This is a genomic window from Bradyrhizobium sp. PUT101 (genome assembly GCF_052043945.1).
GTDB lineage: Bacteria > Pseudomonadota > Alphaproteobacteria > Rhizobiales > Xanthobacteraceae > Bradyrhizobium.
Window position 1 is genome coordinate 5,450,157 of sequence record NZ_CP197207.1, and the last position, 22,921, is coordinate 5,473,077.

Annotated in this window: 22 protein-coding genes, 1 tRNA gene and 1 pseudogene; 12 read left to right on the top strand and 12 right to left on the bottom strand. The window is 64.5% G+C overall.

The genetic code is table 11. From position 1 onward, the window contains the following. Window positions 1-4 precede the first annotated feature (4 nt). From ACSHT2_RS26255 to ACSHT2_RS26270, 4 genes are all read right to left on the bottom strand, one after another. Window positions 5-217, bottom strand: a complete 213-nt coding sequence (locus tag ACSHT2_RS26255) for a hypothetical protein (protein ID WP_271527711.1) — start codon at window positions 215-217, stop codon at window positions 5-7. Between the two features lie 125 nt (window positions 218-342). After that, window positions 343-972: a uracil phosphoribosyltransferase gene (gene upp / locus ACSHT2_RS26260; protein WP_028134563.1), complete on the bottom strand. Its 630-nt coding sequence runs from the start codon at window positions 970-972 to the stop codon at window positions 343-345. A gap of 136 nt (window positions 973-1,108) precedes the next feature. After that, complete coding sequence (locus ACSHT2_RS26265) at window positions 1,109-2,347, bottom strand: URC4/urg3 family protein (RefSeq protein ID WP_440642934.1); 1,239 nt, start codon at window positions 2,345-2,347, stop codon at window positions 1,109-1,111. Between the two features lie 7 nt (window positions 2,348-2,354). Next, complete coding sequence (locus ACSHT2_RS26270) at window positions 2,355-3,611, bottom strand: GTP cyclohydrolase II (RefSeq protein ID WP_440637463.1); 1,257 nt, start codon at window positions 3,609-3,611, stop codon at window positions 2,355-2,357. Window positions 3,612-3,996: 385 nt separating this feature from the next. On the opposite strand from ACSHT2_RS26270, the gene ACSHT2_RS26275 reads away from it, so the two are divergent. Continuing rightward, window positions 3,997-5,124, top strand: coding sequence for a threonine synthase (locus tag ACSHT2_RS26275; RefSeq protein ID WP_440637465.1), 1,128 nt, complete (start codon window positions 3,997-3,999; stop codon window positions 5,122-5,124). A gap of 231 nt (window positions 5,125-5,355) precedes the next feature. Here ACSHT2_RS26275 and ACSHT2_RS26280 read toward each other — a convergent pair whose 3' ends face one another. Continuing rightward, the gene (locus ACSHT2_RS26280; RefSeq protein ID WP_440637467.1) at window positions 5,356-6,171 is read right to left on the bottom strand and encodes a DUF2927 domain-containing protein; all 816 of its coding nucleotides are present in this window, start codon (window positions 6,169-6,171) and stop codon (window positions 5,356-5,358) included. Between the two features lie 84 nt (window positions 6,172-6,255). Beyond that, window positions 6,256-6,834 (bottom strand): L,D-transpeptidase, encoded by a 579-nt coding sequence (locus ACSHT2_RS26285; protein ID WP_440637469.1) that lies wholly within the window; start codon window positions 6,832-6,834, stop codon window positions 6,256-6,258. A gap of 263 nt (window positions 6,835-7,097) precedes the next feature. Here ACSHT2_RS26285 and ACSHT2_RS26290 point away from each other — a divergent pair, with 263 nt between their 5' ends. Together ACSHT2_RS26290 and ACSHT2_RS26295 are read left to right on the top strand one after the other, a co-directional pair. Next, window positions 7,098-8,645 carry an acetolactate synthase large subunit gene (locus ACSHT2_RS26290; protein ID WP_440637471.1) on the top strand — a complete coding sequence of 516 codons (1,548 nt, stop codon included), beginning with the start codon at window positions 7,098-7,100 and terminating at the stop codon, window positions 8,643-8,645. Window positions 8,646-8,683: 38 nt separating this feature from the next. After that, a complete protein-coding gene (locus ACSHT2_RS26295; protein ID WP_440642935.1) occupies window positions 8,684-9,202 on the top strand; it encodes a hypothetical protein in 519 nt (172 codons plus the stop codon). Window positions 9,203-9,264: 62 nt separating this feature from the next. Here the strand turns inward: ACSHT2_RS26295 and ACSHT2_RS26300 are convergent, their stop codons facing one another. Both ACSHT2_RS26300 and ACSHT2_RS26305 read right to left on the bottom strand, forming a co-directional pair. Then, window positions 9,265-10,209, bottom strand: coding sequence for a hypothetical protein (locus ACSHT2_RS26300; RefSeq protein ID WP_440637473.1), 945 nt, complete (start codon window positions 10,207-10,209; stop codon window positions 9,265-9,267). 258 nt (window positions 10,210-10,467) lie between these two features. Continuing rightward, window positions 10,468-10,701, bottom strand: a complete 234-nt coding sequence (locus ACSHT2_RS26305; RefSeq protein WP_440637475.1) for a DUF3551 domain-containing protein — start codon at window positions 10,699-10,701, stop codon at window positions 10,468-10,470. A 262-nt stretch (window positions 10,702-10,963) separates the two neighbouring features. Here ACSHT2_RS26305 and ACSHT2_RS26310 point away from each other — a divergent pair, with 262 nt between their 5' ends. The 8 genes and pseudogenes from ACSHT2_RS26310 (at window position 10,964) to ACSHT2_RS26345 (ending at window position 18,924) form a co-directional block, all read left to right on the top strand. Beyond that, window positions 10,964-11,299, top strand: a complete 336-nt coding sequence (locus tag ACSHT2_RS26310; RefSeq protein ID WP_440637477.1) for a hypothetical protein — start codon at window positions 10,964-10,966, stop codon at window positions 11,297-11,299. A gap of 56 nt (window positions 11,300-11,355) precedes the next feature. Beyond that, complete coding sequence (locus ACSHT2_RS26315; protein WP_440637479.1) at window positions 11,356-11,841, top strand: hypothetical protein; 486 nt, start codon at window positions 11,356-11,358, stop codon at window positions 11,839-11,841. 59 nt (window positions 11,842-11,900) lie between these two features. After that, the gene (gene greA, locus ACSHT2_RS26320; RefSeq protein WP_440637481.1) at window positions 11,901-12,383 is read left to right on the top strand and encodes a transcription elongation factor GreA; all 483 of its coding nucleotides are present in this window, start codon (window positions 11,901-11,903) and stop codon (window positions 12,381-12,383) included. A 341-nt stretch (window positions 12,384-12,724) separates the two neighbouring features. Further along, window positions 12,725-13,402: a hypothetical protein gene (locus tag ACSHT2_RS26325; protein WP_440637482.1), complete on the top strand. Its 678-nt coding sequence runs from the start codon at window positions 12,725-12,727 to the stop codon at window positions 13,400-13,402. Window positions 13,403-13,708: 306 nt separating this feature from the next. Beyond that, window positions 13,709-14,008: pseudogene (locus tag ACSHT2_RS26330) on the top strand (calcium-binding protein); the annotation flags it as partial. A 183-nt stretch (window positions 14,009-14,191) separates the two neighbouring features. Then, the gene (locus ACSHT2_RS26335) at window positions 14,192-15,664 is read left to right on the top strand and encodes an alkaline phosphatase PhoX (protein ID WP_440642936.1); all 1,473 of its coding nucleotides are present in this window, start codon (window positions 14,192-14,194) and stop codon (window positions 15,662-15,664) included. Window positions 15,665-15,850: 186 nt separating this feature from the next. Then, on the top strand, window positions 15,851-17,623 hold the full coding sequence (locus tag ACSHT2_RS26340; protein ID WP_440642937.1) for a type I secretion system permease/ATPase: 1,773 nt from the start codon (window positions 15,851-15,853) through the stop codon (window positions 17,621-17,623). Next, entirely contained in the window at window positions 17,620-18,924 is a 1,305-nt protein-coding gene (locus ACSHT2_RS26345; RefSeq protein ID WP_440637483.1) for an HlyD family type I secretion periplasmic adaptor subunit, read from the top strand. The genes ACSHT2_RS26340 and ACSHT2_RS26345 overlap by 4 nt, the downstream gene beginning before the upstream one ends. A gap of 287 nt (window positions 18,925-19,211) precedes the next feature. Here the strand turns inward: ACSHT2_RS26345 and ACSHT2_RS26350 are convergent. The 3 genes from ACSHT2_RS26350 to ACSHT2_RS26360 form a co-directional block, all read right to left on the bottom strand. Beyond that, window positions 19,212-19,286: transfer RNA gene (locus ACSHT2_RS26350), tRNA-Val, on the bottom strand. A gap of 157 nt (window positions 19,287-19,443) precedes the next feature. Then, window positions 19,444-20,742 carry a hypothetical protein gene (locus ACSHT2_RS26355; RefSeq protein ID WP_440637485.1) on the bottom strand — a complete coding sequence of 433 codons (1,299 nt, stop codon included), beginning with the start codon at window positions 20,740-20,742 and terminating at the stop codon, window positions 19,444-19,446. A 113-nt stretch (window positions 20,743-20,855) separates the two neighbouring features. Beyond that, window positions 20,856-21,461 (bottom strand): DUF1134 domain-containing protein, encoded by a 606-nt coding sequence (locus tag ACSHT2_RS26360; protein ID WP_271527693.1) that lies wholly within the window; start codon window positions 21,459-21,461, stop codon window positions 20,856-20,858. Between the two features lie 138 nt (window positions 21,462-21,599). Between ACSHT2_RS26360 and ACSHT2_RS26365 the strand changes: the two genes are divergently transcribed. After that, window positions 21,600-22,085, top strand: a complete 486-nt coding sequence (locus tag ACSHT2_RS26365; protein WP_440637487.1) for a YHS domain-containing (seleno)protein — start codon at window positions 21,600-21,602, stop codon at window positions 22,083-22,085. On the opposite strand, the gene ACSHT2_RS26370 is transcribed toward ACSHT2_RS26365, so the two are convergent. Next, a complete protein-coding gene (locus ACSHT2_RS26370) occupies window positions 22,079-22,909 on the bottom strand; it encodes a 3'(2'),5'-bisphosphate nucleotidase CysQ family protein (RefSeq protein ID WP_440637488.1) in 831 nt (276 codons plus the stop codon). The two genes, ACSHT2_RS26365 and ACSHT2_RS26370, sit on opposite strands and share 7 nt — an antisense overlap. Window positions 22,910-22,921 lie beyond the last annotated feature (12 nt).

The window sequence follows — 22,921 nt, forward strand, 5'->3', positions numbered from 1 at the left end:
CGCATCACTTCGCAGGTGCAGCAGGTGGATTCGATCCGGTGGTGACGTTCGGCGCCGTATTCGGATCGGAGGTCGTGGTCTGTGGCCCCACTTGGCGCCCATTGTAGAAGAAGACGGTCGCGACCACGGCGATCACGAAGATCGCGCCGACCGCCCAGCCGACCGGGCTGTTGCGGCGTGCTCTGTCGGCCCTGCGGTCGTCATCCTGATAGGTCATCGTGCTCTCCATCGCAATGCAGGAGAACATCGCGCGATGGAAGCTGTTCCTAAGGCATGACCCGGAAAAGGGTGCAGCGGTATTCCGAAAAGATCATGCTCGAACAATATAGGTGCGTGCAGCGCTTACCGCGTCCCGTAAGCGCGGTCGCCGGCATCGCCGAGGCCCGGCAGGATGAACCCGTTCTCGTCCAGACCTTCGTCCACCGCCGCCGTCCAGATCGGCACGTCCGGATGCAGACCGCGCAGCCGTTCGAGGCCTTCCGGTGCGGCGATCAGGCAGGCGAGGCGGATGTCCCTGGCGCCGCGCTCCTTCAGCCGGTCGATGGCGGCGACGGCAGTGTTGGCGGTGGCGACCACCGGCGTCACCACGATCGCCAGACGCTCGCTGAGATCGGACGGCGATTTGAAGAAATATTCCACAGCGGCAAAGCTGTGCGGCTCGCGGTAGAGCCCGATATGCGCGACGCGCGCGGTCGGCACCAGATCCATCATGCCGTCGACGAAGGTGGTGCCGGCGCGCAGCATCGGTACGAACACGAGCTTCTTGCCGGCGATCTTGGCCGAGTGCATCGTCGCCAGCGGCGTCTCGATGACGGTGTCAGTGAGCGGCAGGTCGCGTGTCACCTCGTAGCACAAGAGCATGCCGATCTCCTTGATCAGCTCGCGGAACGACTTGGTCGAGATGGACTTGTCCCGCACCAGCGTCAGCTTGTGCTGTACCAAGGGATGATCGACGATCGTGACGCCTTCCATGATCGGATGCTCCTGAAACTCATCGAGTCGTCATTGCGAGCGCAGCGAAGCAATCCAGAGTCCCGCTGCGGAAAGATTCTGGATTGCTTCGCTGCGCTCGCAATGACGCGGGTGGTCGCAAATCTTTGTCCATGCTCTAGAAAACCGTGCCGTCGCTGATCACCTTGAGCGGAGGCGAACCATCGGGGCGGCGCGCAAACGCGATGGCGCGGCCGGCAGACCAGGTGCCGCCTTCGAGAATGCTCGCAAGCGGCAAGGTTTCAGGCGTGCGGCCAAGCTTTGCGCGAACCAGTTCGGCAAGACGATCCAGCAGCGCGACCGTCAGCGCGCGCCACTCCACGACGAGCAGCGAATCCACCGCATGAGCGCGCGCGGCATCGGTGGGATCCCGCAGGCGCAGCACCTCGTGGTCGACGAACAGGCCGCCGTTGCGGTATTCGGCAAGCCCCGTGAGGCCGTCGATGTCGGTGATGTCAAAGCCCGCGCGCTGGAGCGGCTCGATCAGCGAATAGCTCAGCCATTGCGACAGCTTGTGCAAGGGCACGAGTCCCGCGGTTGCGTCGTCCGCCGTGATGGCGGGGTGACGCCAGCAATCGCCGAGCGGGATTCCTGCAAGCTCGAGCCGCGACGGCCAGATCGGACCGAGCTGGTTCAGCACGGCGGACAGGATCGCGGGCGCGGCAATGGCGCCGCCATCCGCCTGCGCCGCGATGTGATCGAACAGGCCGCCCGGCCGCGGCGTGTCGTGCAGGCCGAACACGTCCGCACGCTCTGTCACCAGCTTGCCCAGTCGTTGCAGCAGATCGGTGCGGCCTTCGAGGCCGAGCAGCGGATTGGCGTCGCTCGCCTGAAAGGCGGAGGTGAGTGCGGCGGGCGGCAGCATTGCGAGCACATCCGCATCGGCCCTGAATGGCGCACGCGCATCGCGCGAGAAGAGGCCGCCCGCGAACATGTCGAGGCTTGCGATCGCAAGTCCCTCGGAGCGGCCGATGGCTTCGCCGGTCACGGCGTCGCGGTATCGCCATGCAGCGCCCGCGCCGGCATCGAGCAGCACGCTGACGATCGCAAGATCGAACTCCGCGCGCGCCCGCGCGGCGCGATCCGGCCAGGACGCAGCATCTGCAAGCCGCGCCCAACGGTCGACGCCGCCAAGCACAAAGTGCCGCCACCGCGCGTGGAAGGGGACATCCAGCGTCGGATAGGCTTTGCGCGTGACCGCAAGCACCGCCTCCGCGACGCCATCCATGCGGTCGAGATCGATCGTGAAGTGCGAGAGCCCGCCGGCGAGGCCGAGATCGAGCATCTGCCCCGCCCGCGCGCGCACCGCCTTTGCGGTGAGCAGCGAGCGTGCCTGCAGTTCCAGGGCGTCCGCCATCATGCGATCAGTATTTTTCCAGCGAGCGTCCGACCACGCCGTTCACGTCCTTCTCCGGCGCGAGGTCGGCCGAGTAGTAACCGGCGGCCTTCTTCGCGGCGATCTCGACATAGGCGTCGGCCGGAATCAGCTCCGGCGGGATCGGCACGCGCTCGACGATGTCGATGCCCTGCGAGGTCAGCGCGTCGTATTTCATGTCGCTCATCGACAGGAAGCGGTCGATGCGCTTGAGGCCCAGCCAGTGGATCGTATCCGGCATCAATTGCTGGAAGCGTGCATCCTGGACGCCGGCGACGCACTCGGTGCGCTCGAAATAGGCGGCCGCCGCATCGCCGTCCTCCTGGCGCTTGCGCGCGTTGTAGACCAGGAATTTCGTGACCTCGCCGAGTGCGCGACCCTCTTTGCGGTTGTAGACGACGAGCCCGAGCCCGCCCTCCTGCGCGCCGCGCGCGGATTCCTCGATGCCGTGGATCAGATAGGGCCGGCAGGTGCAGATGTCGGAGCCGAACACGTCGGAGCCGTTGCACTCGTCATGCACGCGGCAGGTGATCCTGGTGCGATGGTCCGGCAGCTTGGTGACGTCGCCGAACACGTAGACGGTTGTGCCGCCGATCGGCGGCAGGAACACTTTCATGTCCGGCCGCGTCACCAGTTCCGGGAACATGCCGGCGGTCTGCTCGAACAGCGTACGCCGTAGCTCGGTCTCGCCGGTGCCGAAGCGCGCGGCAAGCCCCGGCAGGTACCAGACCGGATCGATCGCGATCTTCACCACGGAGACGCTGCCATTGGCATGCACGACCTCGCCGTCGGCGCGCAGCCGCTTTGCGGCCAGCGCCTCACGTATCTCCGGCAGGTCGAGCCGCGCCCGCGTCACCGCGATGCTCGGGCGGATATCGGCGCCTTCGGCGATCTCCTGGCGGAAATTCTCGGCGACGAGATGTCCCCAGGGATCGAGCGCGACGATTTTTGTGGGATCGCTCCATTGCGGGAATGGCCCGATGGTCGCGGCGGGAAACGTGTTGGTGAGATCGGGCCTGCGAATCGGATCGAGCGCGCCGGCGGAGACGGCGAGTGCGCGGTACATCGCATAGGACCCGCCATGGCTGCCGATCACGTTGCGATCCCCGGCGCGCGACACCGTGCCGACGATCGGTCCGCGGGCGCGCGCATCGGCGGCGCCCCAATGGATCGGAAACGCGGCCTTCCTGCCCGGCTCCGGATGGGAGGTGAGGCGGATGTGGTCGGTGCGATTGGCGCGGCTCATGTCCAGGCTCCCAAAAAGCCAACGGCCCGCCGCTCGGACGGGCCTGGCTCGCTTGCGTTGCCTGACAGGAACAGCGGCGGCGCAAGCTCAATCCAACATATTGTAGCGGCCGGCGACGACAGACAAGTTAATCGTGCCGGGCGAGCAGGGCCGTTTGCGACCAAATTCCCGTCATCAACGGGCCTGCAGAATTCGCCTTGCGCGCCGGGCGCTCGCGCTGACCGAGCGCGCGGCACTGCCGGCGGGGTCGGCTTAAGGAATTGAAGTATTTATACTTTTCATGTTTTCAAGGGGATGTGTGTCGTTTCGCTCGGCCAGCGTCGAATCCCGGACTAAACGTGTCATCCGTTCCGATCGTAGAATCGTCCTTGTCTTGGAGACCCCAATGCCCGCCGCCAGCTACATCGACCCTCGCAACGGAAAACTCTATCCGCTGGACCCGCCGCGCTGGTGCTCGGACGAGCGCACGCCGCTGCTGGTGACGCCGGGTGCCGGCGTCTCGCGCGAGGACATCGATGGCCGGACGCGGTCGCTTTGGCGCTACCGCGCGGCATTGCCGGTCGAGATCGCCAATCCGATCTCGCTCGGCGAGGGCTGCACGCCGCTGATCCAGCAAGGTTGGGGTGATCTGCGGCCCTTCTTCAAGCTCGAATGGTTCAACCCGACCGGCAGCTTCAAGGACCGCGGCTCTTCCGTGATGCTCTCCTTCCTGCGGCAGATCGGTGTCGATGCCATTCTGGAGGACTCGTCGGGCAATGGCGGCTCGTCGATGGCAGGGCTGGGCGCCGCCGGCGGCATGCGCGTGAAGATCCTCGCGCCCGCGTCCACGTCGCCGGCCAAGATCGCGCAGGTGCGGGCCTATGGCGCCGAGGTGCAACTCGTCGAAGGCCCGCGCGAGGAGTTGGAAGCCGAAGCCATCCGCCAGTCGAGCCAGACCTTCTACGCCAGCCACAATTGGCAGCCGTTCTTCCTCGAAGGCACCAAATCGCTCGCCTATGAGATCTGGGAAGACCTCGGCTTCCGCGCACCCGACAACGTCATCGTTCCCGTCGGCGCCGGCAGCAGCCTGCTCGGCTGCGCCTTCGGCTTCCGCGAGCTGTTGAAGGCCGGGCAGATATCGAAGCTGCCGCGCCTGTTCGCGGCGCAGCCGCTGAATTGCTCGCCGATCGATGCGAGCTTCAAGGCCGGTGTCGATACGCCCGTCGCGCGCGAGGTGCACAAGACCATCGCCGAAGGCACGGCGATCAAGCATCCGCTGCGCCTGCGCGAGATCATCGGCGCCTTGCGCGAGAGCGGCGGTGGCACCGTTGCGCTCACCGAGAATGAGATCGTCGCCGCCTTGCGCCGTCTCGCGCGTCAGGGCCTGTTCGCCGAGCCGACCAGCGCCAGCGCGGCGGCCGCGCTGGACAAGCTCGCAGCCGAAGGTGCGATCAAGCCGACCGAGACCACGGTGGCGGTCCTCACCGGCACTGGGCTGAAGGCTGCGACGGCTGTGGCTGATCTGGTGCAATAGGTCGGAGCGGGCGCCGTGCTTACCCTCCCCTGGAGGGGCAGGGCAATCGCATTTGAATTTTGCAGAGGTCGTCATGCCCGGGCTTGTCCCGGGCATCCACGTTCTTTGTGCCGCGTGTAAAGGCGTGGATGGCCGGGACAAGCCCGGCCATGACGCTGTGGAGACAGCCGGTGCCCATAGCGACATCTCATATGCGATAGCCCTGCCCTCCAGGGGAGGGTAAGAACGACCTCACTCCTTCAGGTCATTCACCCGCTTCACCCAGGCGCGCACATCCGTGAGCACGGCGGGCAGCACCGCCTTGACGTCAGCCACGGTCATGCCGGCCTTGATGCGGGGATCGTACAGCAGGTTGAGGATGTACTGGTCGTAGACGTCGAAATAGCCCATCGAGACGTTGTCGTTGAACATGGTCCACGGCACGCTCGCGGTATCGTTGATGGGCCCGAGCGATTGCAGGAGCTCCTCATAGGCGCAGTCGAGGAAGACGAAATCGCCGTTGTCCACGGTGAGGATGACGTCGGAATGCTCGATCTCGAAATTCTCGTTCTTGCGGAAGCCGGACAGGCATTGCGGGTCGAGCGAGGTGCGGATCTCGCGCGCCTTCTCCGCGCCGTAGAAGCTCGTGATGGTGCGGAAGAGATCGCGGTCGCGCACCAGCTTCACCCGGACGTTCGCGGCTTCGTTGTTGTCGATCATGGCGATGTCGAGATGCTGCACGCGCTTGCCGATGTCGGCCACGACCTTTGCGAGCTGCATCTTGCGGTCGGCGCGCTCGCTCTCGGCGAACACGCGGACCGGCCCGTCGAACTTGCGGATGCGGTCGACGCGGCCGGCGAGATGATATTCGGCGCCGAATGCCGTCTTCAGGAAGCCTTCGACGATCTCGCCGTCGGTGAAGCTCTTCTTCTCGGCGCGCTGACGCGAGGAGATCGCGGCCAGTTCGCCTGCGGCAGCCATGGGGGCGGTGTCAGGCACCAATGTGAGCGCGGCGAGCGCCAGCAGGGCGAAGCGAAGGGCGGGCGAGGACGGAGTCAATGCACTCATCGTTGCCCGACGCTGCCGTATTCACGCCGCGCACACAAGTCCACAAATTCACGCGCCCTGCGGGTTCCCGCTGCGGCTGTTCGGCTAGTTGTTCAGCACCACCACGGTGGTGCCGACCGAGACACGGCTATAGAGATCGGTGACGTCGTCATTGGTCATGCGGAAGCAGCCGGAGGACACGGCCTGTCCGATCGTCTCCGGCTCGTTGGAGCCGTGGATGCGGTACAGCGTCGAGCCCAGGTACATCGCGCGCGCACCGAGCGGATTGTCGACGCCGCCCTTCATGTGGCGCGGCAGATCGGGCCGGCGGGCCAGCATCTGCGACGGCGGCGTCCAGTCCGGCCATTCCCTCTTGCCGGTGATCTTGTGGACCCCGCCCCAGCGGAAGCCGTCGCGGCCGACGCCGATGCCGTAGCGCAGCGCCTGGCCGTTCTGGAGCACCAGATAGAGCCGGCGCTCCCTGGTGTTCACCACGACCGTGCCGGGGGCGTAGTTGCCGTTGTACATGACGGTGGTGCGGGGAACGGGATTTGCGCCGGAACGGAAGAAGTTCGGGCCGCCGCCCATGATGTCGCGCGTGTCGAACTCTTCGGCGAACGTGCCGCCCGCCGTGGCCGACAGCAGTGCGATGGCGGCAATCGGCGCGGCAAAAAACCGGATCATTGTCTTCCCCAGAAAGAAATCGATTCAATGTACGCCACAGGCCATATTTGCAGGGATTCCGCAAGCCACGGGCCCGTGAGGCATGCCATGCTCGACGATCGTCGTTACCAAATCGGCAACCACAATTTGCCGAAATCCATTAGCCAAACCGGCGCATCGTCGCGCGGGGCAGGGCGGCGCTGGCGGCTATTGCTTTGACGGGACGCGCGAACAATGATTGATCGGGCGGATATCTGGATATGGCCGGCTACGGGAGCTTTGGGATGAACGGTGCGGAAAGCCTGGTGCGGACGATGGTCAAGGGTGGGGTGGACGTCTGCTTCACCAACCCCGGCACCTCCGAGATGCATTTTGTCGCAGCGCTCGACCGCGTGCCGGGCATGCGCTGCGTGCTCGGCCTGTTCGAAGGCGTGGTGACGGGCGCCGCCGACGGCTATTTCCGCATGAAGGGCACGCCGGCCTCGACGCTGCTGCATCTGGGTCCCGGCCTCGCCAACGGCCTTGCCAATCTGCACAATGCCAAGAAGGCGAATTCCGGCATCGTCAACATCGTCGGCCAGCACGCCGTCTACCATATCGGCTACAACGCGCCGCTGACCTCCGACATCGAGGGCCTGGCCCGGCCGATGTCGTCCTGGGTCCGCACCTCGCCGGATGCCAAATCGGTCGCCGCCGACGGTGCCGCTGCCATTGCGGCCGCCAAGAGCGCACCGCCTCAGATCGCGACCCTGATCCTGCCCGCCGACACCGCCTGGAACGAGGCCGACGGCGTCGCCGAGGTTCCGGCCGAGCAGCAACGCGCGAGCTATTCGCCGCAGGCGGTCGAGCAGGCCGCCAAGGTCCTGCATGGTGACGGCGAGGGCACGCTGCTCCTGATGACCGGGAGCGCGCTGAGCGAGCAGGGCCTGGCGCTTGCCGAGCGCATTGCCGGCAAGACCGGCTGCACCGTGATGGGCCCGACGTTCCGCCCGAAGATGGCGCGCGGCCGCGGCCGCTTCTCGATCGACCGCATCCACTACGTGATCGATCAGGCCCTGCCGATGCTGGCAAAGTTCCGTCACATCGTGCTGGTCGAGTCCGACGATCCCGTGGCCTTCTTCGCCTATCCGAACAAGCCGAGCATGCTCAAGCCCCAGGGCTGCGAGGTGCATCGCATGACCTCCTGGGGCGAGAACTCGGTCGCGGCGCTGGAGGCGCTCGCCGGTGCCGTGAAGGCCAGCACCAAGGACGTCAAGCCGCAGGCTTTGCAGGAACTGGTCAAGCCGACCGGCGCGCTCAACTTCGCCTCGATCGCGCAGGCGATCGCCTGTGCGATCCCCGAGAACGCGATCATGGTCGACGAATCCCTGACCACCGGCCGCGGCTTCTTCCCGCCGACGGCGGCCGCCGCCCCGCACGACTGGCTCCAGAACATGGGCGGCTCGATCGGCTTCTCCACGCCACTGTCGATCGGCGCTGCGATCGCCTGCCCGGATCGCAAGGTGATCACCATGGTCGGCGACGGCAGCGCGATGTACACGATCCAGTCGCTGTGGACGCAGGCGCGCGAGAACCTCGACATCGTCACCATCGTGTTCGCCAACCGCATCTACCAGATCCTGCGCGGCGAGTTCGACAATGTCGGCGCGGGCGAGCCCGGCCAGCGCGCCAACGACATGCTCAGGCTCGACCGTCCGACGCTCGATTTCGTGGCGCTGGCCAAGGGCATGGGCGTGCCAGGCCGCGCCGTCACCAATGCCGACGAATTCAACAAGGCGCTGGCCGAAGCGGTCGCCGAGCCCGGGCCGCGGCTGATCGAAGTTCAGATGTAGGGCGTCAACAGACAGAGCGCCGTGAGCCCGGAGGCATGATGCAGACCGAGCTGAACAAGGTGATCGCGGCGCTCCAGGACTTCTACGCCCACGAGGATTTCCTGTTCGAGAAGGACATCGGCGAGCGCGCGGTCACGCACCGCTTCGCCGTGTATCTGGAAAAGCAGTTTTCGGGCTGGTCAGTCGATTGCAACTACGACCGGCTCGGCGAGCGCACGCTGCACCTGCCGCACGGCACCATCATCTCGACCGACGATCATCTCGGCAAGTCGATCTACCCCGATGTCGTCGTGCATCAGCGCGAGATCCCGAACAATCTGCTCGCCGTCGAGATCCGCAAGGCGAACAATCATACGCCGCTGGAGCATGACGAGCACAAGCTGAGGGCACTCACCGATCCGAATGTCTGGTTCGCCTACACGATCGGCGTGCTGCTGGTGCTGGATAGAACCGGCGTCATGGTGTCGGACGTCTATTTCGGCGGGGTGCCCGACCGGGCATTGGCGGTGTGGTTCGCCAAGCGGCTGAATGACGCCGGTCTTGTCGGGACCTCGTGAGGGCGCCGGCGAACAGAACGCAGCCTTGGGGTCCCTGTTGGGCTCGGCCCGAATTTCCTCGCTCAGAACTTGAAGCTGCTCTGGACGAAAGTGCCGTATCGGTCGACCTGATAGGTCTGCGCCTGCCCCGCTCCGCCCGCAGGCTCGGTGAAGTCGTTGATCCCGGTGTGCCAGTACCGGGCGCCGATTCCGACATTTGCGTTGGGCGTGACGGCGTAGGACATGACCGTCTCGAGCTGAAAGCCATGGCCGTAGCCGCGCGAGGGCTCGGTGCCGAAGGTGAAGTAATGCGTGTCGAAAGCTCTCACGTCGGAATAAGTGTAGGCGGCATCGACGGTCAGCTTGAGCGCCGGCGTAAACCAGAGATCGGCCACGGCGCCGGCGCGTACCGAGTGCAAGATGTCTCGCTCGGTGATGACCTTGACGCTGCCGGCGAGGGCGTTGGCACCTTCGCAGATTTGACCGCCAGACACGGTCTGTCGACAGCCCCATGCATCGGCCAGTTCGCCGCGGTAATGGTAGCCGACGAAGGCACCCAGACGAAGGCGCGGCTCCGCATTGACCGGGTGGGACTCGTAAAAGGAGTAGCCGATATCGAGGTTGGCGTAGCCCAGAAAACCGCGGGTCTGGCTCTCCGTCTTTGTGTACGGCCCGTTGAAGAACGGAGGAAAATCCTCGTCGTTCATGGTGCCGCCGGTGATGCCTCCAAATCCCCCGTAGCCCTTGACGAAGAACTTCATGGGGCTGTCGACCCGGAAGAAAACCTCTCCCGAATGCGTGCTCATGTTGTGATAGTCGAGCCGTGAGATGACCGGGGAAGATCGCGAGCCGCTGGTGTGCAAGTCGTAAGCGGTGCGGCCGATGCTGTACCAGTACCGTGCGCCGACCTCGACCTGCCAAAGATTGAGCGGCTCGGGAGCCCTGACAGCCTTGATCGGCAGATCGGCGGCGACTGCCGGAGCGACGAGCATGAAGAGGCCGGATGCGATGAATGCTGCCTTGTGCACGACGTCCTCAGCCTGCTTGTCTGGATATCCTGCGAATCGGAATGAAACTTTGAGGTGGATTGTGGTGATTTGCTGCGAACGGAGCAATCTGCAACCTCGCCCGCGCAGCGGATTTAGGGCGGTTGTGACAACTTGGCACCACACGCGAGAGTCCGGTGATGATGTCGCTGCGCGCGCGATGCTCGAGCGGTTGATCGCGGCCCAGGGCGCGCGGCGTGCGCTCTCACGCACGCCGCCATGTCTTCAGCCGCCGCGTCATCAGTAACGATACGGCTGCGAGTAGGCGTAGCGCGGGTTGATGCCGCAATAGGCCGACGTGCCGGAGGCCGTGGCGGCACATTGCTGGTAGCTGGCGAACTGGCAGTTGCCGGGATAGCCCCAGTTGCGGCCCTGCAGGCAATATCTGTCGTTTGCGGCCTGGGCCGGAGCGGCCGACAATGACGCTGCGATCAAGGTTGCGAAGGATGCAAGCGTGAGGATGGTGCGACGCATTTCAATTTTCCTTTCGAGCGTGGGATGGAACGGCCGTGCCTTGGCGTTCCCGGTGGGCTGTCTGATGCACGGTCATGCCTGGGTTGGTGTCCGCGACGCCGGATGCGTTCGAGGTGAGGTACATTCTGACGCAGCCGGTGGCGGGTAATGTGATCTCCACCACAGATCGCGCGCAGGTTCCAAGCTATCCAACGAACTTGCACGCCTCGATCCCGCGGGACTAGGCTTGCCCTTATTCGGATCAGGCATGTTGGAGGTTCTGATGCAGAAGTCATATTTGCTGGTTGCAACGGCCGCGCTGGTGCTCATGATGCAGACGCCGCTTGCGCTGGCGCAGGGCGCTCCGGCCGCCGGTGGAACCGCTACGCCTCCCGCGACAAGTGCTGCGCCGGCCGCGACGACGACAGCGCCAAGCGCCACCACCGACAGCTCCAGCCAGCCGACCGACGCCAACAAGAGCGCGTCGAAGAAGCCTGCGAAGAAGATGACCCGGCGGCAGGAGATCGATCATTCGATCGACACCGGCACCGTGCCGGCGCGCTACCGCAGCTCAGTGCCGAAGCAGTACCAGCAGTATATTCCGTTCGACAAGCGGTAGCGGATCGCGCAGCGGCGGGAGCGGTGCTGGAGTAGACTGAGGTCCCGGGGGGAGCAATGAATGACGAGGTGAAGGACGCTGGCCTTGTGGCGATGATCAGCGGCATCCTGGGAGGCAACAGGCGCGCAGACAGTCTTGCACCGCTGCCGCTCGCCGATGTTCCGCCGACTGTGCCGGCGGATGGATTGGAGCCGGTCGAGACGTCCAGCTCCGATCCGGCAGCGGCCAATGCCGAGAACGCGGCCGATGACGCGCCGGCTGCCACGAAGCCGGTCGAGCCGCCCGCGCAAATCACAACCACGCGGGACGGCAAGCGCCTGCTGCCGGCCGAGGCGATCGCCGATCTCGTGCTCGGCGAACTGCGCAAGCTGGAGGATTTCCCGAGCTCTGGCGTCTCGGTTACGGTCTACGGCTACCGGAACTGGAACGCCATGCTCACCTTCGCCCCGTTTTCGACCAGTTTTCAGAATGCAACGCGGTTCCGCCAGGCCATGCCGGACCTTGTCTTCAAGCTGCGCCGTTTCGTCGAACTTGAGATATAGTTCAGTGCAATCGGCGGCGCGCGGCGTCGCCATCCCAAACAGCTCGACAGGATCTTCAATTGAGCGTCGCCTTTACCAAGGAAGAGAGCGCCGAAACCGCGTCCGAGACGCTGTTGCCGGATCGCCCGATCTCGCCGCATCCGAACCTCGTGACCGAAGCAGGCCACAAGGCGTTGCAGACGCAGCTTGCCGAAGCGCGCGAGGCCTATGAAGCCGCGCAACGCATCGATGACGTCAACGAGAAGCGCCGGCAGTCGGCCGTGCCCCTGCGCGACACCCGTTATCTCACCGAACGCCTGCGCACCGCGCAGGTCATGCCCGATCCGACCTCGACCGACGTCGTCGCCTTCGGCAGCACGGTAACGTTCAGCCGAACTGATGGCCGCGTGCAGACCTACCGCATCGTCGGCGAGGATGAAGCCGATCCAAAAGCCGGCTCGATCTCGTTCGTCTCGCCGGTCGCGAGGTCGCTGATGGGAAAGGCGGCCGGAGACGTCGTGGGTTCGGGCAGCCAGGAGATCGAGATTCTGTCGATTGCGTAGGCGTGCTCGGGGTGAGGCGGGGATTGCATGAGCAAAGGGTGCTCGACAGGAGCAATCTCATTCGCCTAAAGCATGATCCGGACCCGAAGGACCACGTTAGCGCAAAATGCAAAGCGGTTCTCCGGAAATATCATGCGCCAACAGGAAGCTGAGGCGCGAAGTCGATCCACCCTGATGTCCATCGCGCTAGAGCTGTCCGGAACGGAGACCATGGTACCTGCAGCACGAAAGAAGCAGAGCCCCGGCAGCCGTGCCGGAATTCGGCCTGCGAGGCGTTTCGGTCGTCTTCTGTCGATACCGATGGTCTCCGCTGTGCCCGCCGAACGAAGTGCGTTGGTTGGATGAGACGTTTTCTGGCGGGAGCGGCACCGTTTTACGCGCTGGCTGGACTGGCCATGTGCATGTACCTCGTCCTGTACAGGACGAACCTCTTCGACCTGAACGCCATCGTCCAGGGTGCGACCGGTTCGTCATGGTTTCTGGTCTTCATGTTCGTCTGCGTGCTCCTGGAGTCGGTCTTTCCGTATTTCGGCTACTTTCCCGGGACCGCCCTCATCCTGATGTCGGTGGCGCTCAATCCGAAGTCCGCGGATGTCTCCGTCTTTATCGTGGCGTGGCTGGCCATCTTCGTCGGTGCCGTTCTGAGTTACGGACAGGCTCGTTTTTTCAGGCCGCTCCTGCAGCGGGTTGCTTCGAAAGCGGCGCTGCGTCGATGTGAGTCCCTTCTTCACGCCTACGGTCCCTACGCGCGCGTCGCCTTGTTCGTTCATCCAAACGCCTGCGCGATGTATTTCACGGCACTCGGACTTCTCGGCGGAAACCTGACACGAGAGCTCGCCCATCTTTGCCTGGGTGCAGCAGCCTCTGTCGGCGTATTGTTCGTCATCGTGACCCGACTTGTGTCGTCCGTAGGCCCCACCGATGACGGGCGATTGCAGGTATTGCTCGCGGCCGGGCTGGTCGCCATCGGCACCCTCGTCGGTCTCTACGCGGCCTGGCGGGCGGCGCGGGCCGCCTGAGGCTTGCTCCGGCCTTGCAAGCGGCCTGTCCGCCATAGCTCGAACAGCGACGGCGGAAGCGACGCAATCCAGTCCTCGCAGCGTGTGCCGTGCCGACGATCGCGTGCGGGTAGCTCATAGAGCCGAGTGCATCGGTTTCGGCCTCGGGATCGTCCTGGGCAAAACCCGTGCCCTGACGTGTCGCCGAATAATCAACTCGAGCCAAATGCAGGCATGGCCCATTCATATCGATGTCGTGTCAACGTCACAGCCGTTGGTTAACGGAGCGTTCGTGCCAGTACCAAGCCAAACAGCCAGGGAGCAAGCATGTCGCACCATCACCACGACGATCATCGCCACGTCGGTCCATTCAAAAAGATCAAGTTCGGAACCAACGGAGACGACGCCATTCCAGGGTCGAACCACAGCGACATCATCCTCGGCTTCGGCGGCAATGATACGATCGTCGCCGGCCTCGGCAATGACATCGTTCTCGGCGGCCGCGGCAATGACTGGATCGACGGCGGCAAGGGAAACGATGCGCTGTTCGGCGAAAGCGGCAATGACGCCCTGATCGGCGGCGATGGCAATGACGACCTGCATGGCGGTCGCGGCCGGGATCTGCTGCTTGGCGGCGCGGGCCGGGATCATCTGAGCGGCGACGACGGCAACGACAAGTTCCTGCTCCGCAAGGGCATGGGCGTGGACACGATCGAGCGGCTTGAAGCGGGCGATCGCATCGACGTCCGCGACTTCGACATTCCATCCTTTCAGACGCTCATCAATTCCGCGCGCCAGGTCGGTCATCACGTGCAGATCAATCTCGGCAATGGCGACGCGCTGATCATCGAGCATGCCCGCATTTCCGATCTTCACGCCGAGCAGTTCATTCTTTCCAACGAGGTGACGGGCGCGTCGAGCTCACAGACGCCCTACCTGCTCAGCAGCAATTCGCACGTCTATACCGAGTCGCTGCTGACGACCGGCGACAGCGTGAACGGCTACAAGATGGCCGGCATTCCGGACGGCCTCGGCGCGTTCGATAATGGCGACGGCACCTTCACCGTCCTGATGAACCATGAGCTTCCCGGAACGGCCGGAATTGCCCGAGAGCATGGCGGCACCGGCTCGTTCGTGTCGGAGTGGGTCATTGACAAGACGACTCTGCAGGTCGTCTCGGGCAAGGACCTCGTCCATGACGTCTGGATGTACGAGGGCGGCACCTATGTCGACCACAACGCCGGCAACAGTCCAGTGACGTTCAACCGACTCTGCTCGGCAGATCTTGCGGATTCGGGCGCGTTCTACAACGCGCAGACGGGGCTCGGTTTCGACGGCAGGCTGTATCTCAATGGTGAAGAGGGGGGCGTCGAGGGACGGGCCTTCGCTCACGTCGTCGGCGGTCCCCAGGATGGTAACAGCTACGAGCTGGCCTGGCTCGGCAACATGGCCTACGAGAACGTGGTCGCCAATGCACACACCGGGGACAAGACCGTCGTCGCCGCGCTGGATGACGGCCAGAACGGCCAAGTCTACTTCTATTCCGGCACCAAGCAGGCGACCGGAAATGCTGTCGAAAAGGCCGGGCTGACCGGAGGCCATCTGCTCGGAATTCACGTCAGCGAGTTCGAAGGTTCCGCGAACAATGCGCCGAGCAGCACCAGTGCGCTGGGTACCGACGAGAAGTCCGCCTTCACCATGATTGATCTCGGCGACGTTAGCGGCAAAACCGGTGCGCAAATCGATGCGGACAGCGAAACTGCGGGCGTGACGAGCTTCCTGCGGCCGGAGGATGGCGCGTGGGATACACTCAACCCCAACCGCTTCTACTTCGTGTCGACGAATGCGTTCAACGCACCGAGCCAGCTCTGGGCGCTGGACTTCACCGACGCGTCGCACCCCGAGCTCGGCGGCACCATCAAGCTGCTCCTCAACGGCAGCGAAGGTCAGAAGATGCTCGACAACATTGCCGTCGATTCGCACGGCAAGGTCATTTTGTCCGAGGACGTCGGCAATAACGCCCACCTCGGCAAGGTCTGGCAATATGATCCCGCGACCGACGCGCTCACACAGCTTGCCGAGCACGATCCGAGCCGCTTCGTTACGGGAGCTGCGAACTTCCAGACCCAGGACGAAGAGGCATCGGGCATCATCGACGTCACGCATATCCTCGGTAACGCCGGGGAAAACGTCTACCTGATCGACAGCCAGTCTCACCTCAATGTAGGAGGCGAGCTCGTCGAAGGCGGCCAGCTGCAACTGATCCACCAATATCTCGTCTGACGCCAGTCGCCCGACGAGGATTATTGCTCAATGTGGAGGTGCCGGGCTCCCCGGCCGGCACCTCTGCTTTTGTCAAACGGCTGTCATGAATCATCGACAGTTAGGAGCAGTTTCATCGCTTCTTCGGTGAAGGGCAGTCGGTTCGGAACAATCACCTCATCGTAAGCCGCGGAGTAATTGCGTGTGATGTTGGCTACGCAAGCAGGCCCTTCCACGGATGCAGGATCGGAGCTGCGTGCCGCCCTTCGATCGTGCCGCACGGCCCTTGTGGGCATTGCAGCGTTCAGCGGATTGATCAATATCCTTAGCCTGACCGGCTCCCTCTATATGCTGGAGGTCTATGATCGCGTGCTGCCTGGCCGCAGCGTATCCACGCTGGTGGGCCTGACGATCATTGCGGCCTTGCTGTTCGTCTTTCAGGGCACACTGGAGGTGGTTCGCGGCCGAATGCTGGTTCGCATCGGGAACCAGATCGACTGGCGCATCGGTGACCGCATTTACGATCTGGTGGTTCGCCTGCCGCTTCGCACGCGCGGCGGTGGAGACGGACTGCAGCCGGTTCGCGACGTCGACACCGTTCGATCGGTGATGTCGGGCTCCGGTCTGCCTGCGCTGTTCGATCTGCCTTGGCTGCCGTTCTACCTCGCCATCTGCTTTGCCTTCCATCCGCTGATCGGCATGACAGCGCTCGGCGGTGCACTCGTGCTGGTGATGCTGACGCTGTTCACCGATCGACTGTCGCGGCAATCCGTCCGGAAGGCGTCGAGCTATGCCGCCGCACGCAATCGCCTTGCGGAAGCCAGTCGTCGCAATGCGGAAGTCCTGATCGCAATGTCGATGTCGTCCCGGTTTCTGGAGCGGTGGCGCAAGCTGGGCGATGCGCATCGCAGGCAGCAAAGGATCGCCAACGATATCTCGGGAGGGTTCGGGGTCACGGGACGGATGCTGCGGATGATGCTGCAATCGGCCGTGCTCGGAGTTGGGGCCTATCTGGTCATTCGACAGGAAGCATCCGGCGGGATCATCATTGCCAGTTCGATCCTGACGGGGCGCGCACTTGCACCCGTGGATGTCACGATTGGCAACTGGAAGAACTTCATCGCCGCGGCCCAAAGCTGGCAGCGCCTCACCGGGCTCATGTCGGCGTTGCCGGTGTCCGCCGACAAGCTGCCTCTGCGGCCTCCGGCACGGCTCCTCGTCGTGGACAAGCTGTCGGTCACGGCCCCTGGATCGGAAAAGCTCCTGGTTGCCGATGTCAGCTTTCATCTGAAGGCAGGCAGCGGGCTCGGGATTGTCGGCGCCAGCGGCTCGGGAAAATCCTCGTTGGTGCGCGCCCTGGTCGGCGCATGGCGGCCATCACGCGGCGTTATCCGGCTCGACGGTGCATCGCTCGAGCAATGGTCGTCTGACGCACTGGGAAATCATATCGGGTACCTGCCTCAGGACGTCGAATTGTTCGAGGGTACCATCGCCGAGAATATTGCACGGTTTGCGCCCGATGCTTCGATGGAGCAGATCCTTGCCGCTGCCAATGCCGCCGGCATCCACCAGCTTATCGTCAGCCTGCCCGATGGATACAATACCCAGATCGGCGAACAGGGCGCACTATTGTCGGCGGGCCAAAGACAGCGTGTGGCGCTCGCGCGGGCGCTGTATGGAGATCCTTTCCTGGTCGTGCTCGACGAACCAAATTCCAACCTGGATATCGAGGGCGAAGAGGCGCTGACTCGCGCAATTCTCGCCGTTCGGGCCCGAGGCGGTGTTGTCGTCATCGTCGCACATCGCTCCAGCGCGCTCGTTGCCGTGGACTTCGTGATGACGATGTTCCATGGCCGGCAGCAGGCCTTCGGGCCCAAGGAAGAAGTGCAGTCGCTGCTGGCGAGGCGGGAAGCCGGGCCAGCCGGGCCGCCTGCCGCGCCGTTCAAGGTCGTCGTCCCTCAACCGGCCGCATCCACATGACCGCCGCGATATACGGCGAAGATCGCAGCATGCGCCATCATCTGCTCGCCGGAATCATTCTGGCGGCGGGGTTGACCGGCGGTATCGGCGGCTGGGCCGCGACGACCGAGCTGTCGGGAGCGGTCACCGCCGCTGGATCGGTGGTGGTCGACTCCAATGTCAAGAAAGTCCAGCATCTGACCGGCGGTATCGTTGGAGAGCTGATGGTTCGTGAAGGCGACCATGTCCGTGCCGGTGAGACATTGGTGCGGCTCGACGAAACCGCCCTGCGTGCCGGCCTCGCCATCTATACGAAGGGATTGGACGAGATGCGCGCCCGCAAGGCTCGTCTTGCCAGCGAGCGAGACGGTGCCGACCATCTCGTCGTTCCGCAGGAACTGCTGGATAACGCTTCTGCGGAATTCGCCGCCGCGCTCGGCAGCGAACGTAAGCTGTTCGAGTTGCGCGCCACCGCGCGTCGCGGCCAGAAATCCCAGCTTCGCCAGCGAATCGCGCAGCTCGAGGATGAAATCCGCGGCTATGCGGCTTTGCAGCAGGCCAAGGCGGAAGAAATCGAATTGATTCAGCGCGAGCTGATCGGAGTGCGCGGCCTCTGGGAGAAGAATCTCGTCCAGATAAACCGTCTCACCCTCCTTGAGCGCGAAGCTGCGCGTCTCAAGGGCGAACTGGCGCAGTCGATCGCCTCCACGGCCCAGGTCCGGGGCAAGGTCACCGAAATCGAGCTGCAGATCCTGCAGATCGACCAGGACCTCAGCAGCGAGGTTGCCAAGGAATTGCGCGAGATCGACGGCAAGATTGGCGAGTTCATCGAGCGCAAGGTGACGGCCGAAGATCAACTGAAGCGGGTTGACATACGCGCTCCGCAAGCCGGCGTGGTTCATCAACTCAACGTCCATACGGTCGGCGGCGTGGTAAGCCCGGCCGACCCCGTCATGCTCATCGTGCCGGAAGCCGACCTGTTGATGGTGGAAGCCAAGGTTGCTCCGGCCGACATCGACCAGCTCTACGTCGGTCAAACGGCAAGCCTGCGGTTCTCCGCCTTCAACCAGCGCACGACGCCGGAGATCGAGGGGAAGGTCAGCCGTATCTCCGCCGACGTGACGCCGGATCAACGCACCGGTCAGAATTTCTACACCGTCCGTGTCTCGATAGTGCCCGAGGAGCTGGCGCGACTCGGCAATGTCAAGCTCGTGCCCGGCATGCCGGCGGAAGTCTTTGCCAAGACCTACGATCGCAGCATCCTGTCGTATTTCACCAAACCACTCCTGGACCAGGTTGCCCGGGCTTTCCGCGAGCGTTGATGCGGGGCGACGCAAGCGGCCCGCCGGGCTCCGCATCGGGCGAGTGATCCGTTCAGGTCCGATCGACCGCCCGGCGACCCTCTCCCCCGATCATGCCATCCTGCCCCTGTTTTGCCCGACGGAGCAAGCGAAGATTCGGAAAAGGCGCAACCCATTGATCCGGCTGGTGCCGTCTACTGTGCATGGGGTTGTTTTTCGATTTTTTGATGCAACGCTCCCGGCAAGTGCCAACTGAGTCCGTCAACTGTCCGGGATAGTTCGATACTGCAGGGTGGCAGGAGGATGGATGGTGGGCGCACAAGGGATCGAACCTTGGACCTCTCCCGTGTGAAGGGAACGCTCTCCCGCTGAGCTATGCGCCCGGGACCATCATGCAGGCGGCCGCAACTGCGGCCGGCCGGTGCATCGGAGCCCGCGATTTAGAAGTGCGGGCCGAAGGTGTCAAGTTTTCAGGCGCAGCCGGGGCGGAAAACCTGCCTCGACCGCGCAATCCGCAGGGGAAGCCGGATTCTGGGCCGGTTACGCGCCCTGCTGGCGGGCGCGGGAGGCGTGGGCCTGGAGCGCACGGATGCGCTCGGCGAGCGTTCCGCCGCCTTCGGGCAGGCGGGCCGCAGGAGCGCCGTTGGTCGCGGCGTCGTTGGCCGGGCGCGGTGCCGGCTTCGCCGGCTGGCCTGCCTCGGCCGCGAGCAGGGCCTCGATCGGCGAGTTCGGGCCTTCGAGCTGCATCGCGAGCTTTGCGACTTCCGCCGCGATGTCGTTGATGCGCTCGCGCAAGAGCGCGTTCTCCATGCGCTCGGTGGCCCAGGAGCTCTCCGCCTGCTGCTGGATCGCGTTGATGTCGCGCTGAAGCTTGGCGCGCTCGTCGCGTGCGGTGCGCAGCTGCTCCTCCAGCGCGGCCTTTTCCGCGCGCAGCGATTCCACTGCAGCCGACGATTTGCCGCCGCTCAAGGCGGCGATCTCGACGCGCAGCTCCTTGATGGTGCGCTCATTGCTTTCATTGGCCTGGCGCAGCTGGTTGTTCTCATAGTCGCGCTCGGCGAGCAGCTTGCCCTGCGTGGCGAGGCGTCCCTCGAGGTCGGCGACGCGGCCGGACAGCATTTCGGCTTCCTTGACCTGCACGATGAGCTGGCGATCGAGCTCGGTGACGCGCTGGCCCAGATTCTCGACGCGGCCGCGCGCTTCGGCGAGCTCGCGCGAGGCGGTCTCGGATTCGGTCCGCTCCTGCGCGAGGCGCGCCTGCGTGGCGGCAAATTCCTTCTCGGCATCGCCGACGCGGTTCTTCAATTCCTCGATCTGCGCGCGCACCGCGATGAGCTCGACCTGGCGGGTCTCCGCCATCATCGAGCGGTCGGACAGCTCGGCATTGATCTTGGCGAGCTCGGCCTGCTTGTCGGCCAGCGCGATCTCGGCTTCACGCAAGGCTTCGGTCTTGGCATTGAATTCCTCTTCGGTGGCGCGAAGCTGCTCCTTCACCGCCTTCTCGCGCGCCTCCAGCGCGAAGATCGTGGCGTTCTTCTCGCCAAGCTCGATCTTCATCCGGTTGATGGCGTCGCTCTTCTTGCCGAGCTCGGCGAGCTGGCTCGTGGTCTTGTTCTTGAGCTGCTCGACGCTCATCTCGAGCCGCCGCGCCGACATGGCGAATTCGGCGCGGAGCTGGTCCTTGTCGGCCTGGATCTCGGCCATCGACAGCGGGGTGGCGGCCTCTAACCGGCGCGTGGTCAGGCGCACCGCGCGGTTGTGCACCAGCGGCACGATCGCGAGCCCGCACAGCATCGAGAGCAGGAAACCGATCGCCAGGTACATGATCGGTTCGACCATGAGAACTCCCAGAGCTAAGGAAAAATTTACCAACGACAATGCATGCGGGGCCGGCAAAAAGCCAGCCCTGGCCTGTCGTTAACCTTGATCCGCAGGGAGACGGGGAGTGAAGCCTAGAACGGGTTCCAGGTCGCGCGCGGGGTGAATTTGAGATAGCCGATATTGGCGCCCAGCCGCAGGCCGAGCCCCGAGCGGATCGGCACGAGCACGATGTTGTTGGCGGTGAGTGCCGTCATGCCGAAGCCGCCGATGATATAGGCCGAGCCGTCGATGCCGCCGAAGCGCTGGTAGATCGCGTTGGTGGCGGGCAGATTGTAGACCAGCGTCATGGTGCGCGCGCCGTCGCCGCCCCAATCGAAGCCGAGCGAGGGGCCCTGCCAGTAGACTCTGAGGTCGCCGGCATTCTTGGTGTAGAGCGTGCCTTCACCGTAGCGCAGGCCGGCGACGAAAGCGCCGGAGCCTTCCTCACCCAGGATGTAGCCGTTGGGCAGGCCCCATTGGCTGACCGCCTTCTCGATGATCGAGGCGAGCCCGCGCGAGACGTTGCCGAAGAAGCGGTGGCCGGCCGTGACGAGCTCGTCCGGCCCATAGGTACTGGGCGTCGGGGTCCGCTGCGGTGGCGGCAGGTCGGGCGGCGGCGCCTGCTGGGCGGAGGCCGGCACGATCCAGCCGATCATCGCGGCAAGCGCGAGCGCAGCAAGGCGTGATGCGAAAGTCATAAAGAACCCCTGGTACCGAATCCGGTCGCTTCCTTAACCTGACGCCAACAGGCGCGGCTCTAGGTTGCGCCGGATGTCCCCTCGACTCGGATGTTATCCGTAGCAACTATGACGGCACAACGGCAGGAAGATAGCCCTTTGCGCCCCGGAATTGCCTTGATCGGCCTTCGCGTCTGCCTGTTGGCGGGCCTTTGGATCATCTGCTCGGGGGGGCCGGCATGGACCGCCACCACCGAGCGGATCGTCGTCAATCGCTTCACCGGCGTCGCCATCGAGGGCTTCGACCCCGTCGCTTATTTCGTCACAGGCACGGCCGCGCGGGGGAGGGCGGAGTTCGAGGCGAATCTCTGGGGCGCTGTCTGGCGCTTCCGGAACGAGGGCAACCGCGCCTCTTTCCTGGCTCATCCCGAGATCTACGGACCCCAATTCGGCGGCTATGACCCGGCCGACATCGCCCGCGGCGTTACCGTCGCCGGCAATCCCCGTTTCTTCGCGATCGTGGCGCAGCGGCTCTATCTGTTCAGCCGGGAAGCCAATCGCGACGCTTTCGCCGCCAATCCCGAGCGCTTCCTCTATGAGGTAGGCAAGCGCTGGCCGGCGCTTCAGGAACAGCTCAGTCAGTAGCAACTTACCGCCTGCGGATCGCCCCAGGCGATGAATTCCGGGACGATGAAGCCAGTGTCGCTGCGCTGGCCGAAGCGGAGCTCGCCGCCCTTGCCGTCGGTCACCCTGCCGCCGGCCGCGGTCACGACCGCGCAGCCGGCCCCGACATCCCATTCCGAGGTCGGCCCGAAGCGGGGATAGATATCGGCGCTGCCCTCCGCGATCCGGCCGAATTTCACGGCTGAGCCGATCGTCCTTCGGACGGCATTGGGCCTGTTGGCGATGAACGCCTCGCTCCTGGGATCGCCATGCGAGCGGCTCACCGCCGCGATCCAGGGTTCCCCTCGCGCCGGCAGCTTGCGGGTGTGGATCGGCTCGGCCGCCCCGATGGTTGCGCCGTTGAACCTCACCCGCTCGGCGCCGCGGCCTACGATTCCGCGCCAGAGCAGGCCGAGCGCGGGCGCGCTGACGATGCCGAGCAGCGGAACACCCGATGTCACGAGGGCGAGGTTGACGGTGAACTCGTCGCGGCCGGCGACGAACTCCTTGGTACCGTCGAGCGGATCGATCAGGAAGAAGCTGCCCGGAAACGGCGGGGAGGCGAGCTGGGCCCGCTCTTCCGACAGCGTCGGAACGTCGCCCGCGAGCTGCGCGAGGCCGTCTGCGATGATGCGGTCGGCGGCAAGGTCGGCCTCGGTCACCGGCGAGCCGTCCTGCTTGCCTTCGATCCGCATGGCGGCGCGGTTGATGCCGAGGATCGCCTCGCCGGCCTTTACCACCAGCCCGGTCAGCGGCTCCATCAGGCCGAATGCGGCCGCCCCGTCGATGATCCGCATCACCTGCATGCCTCATTCATC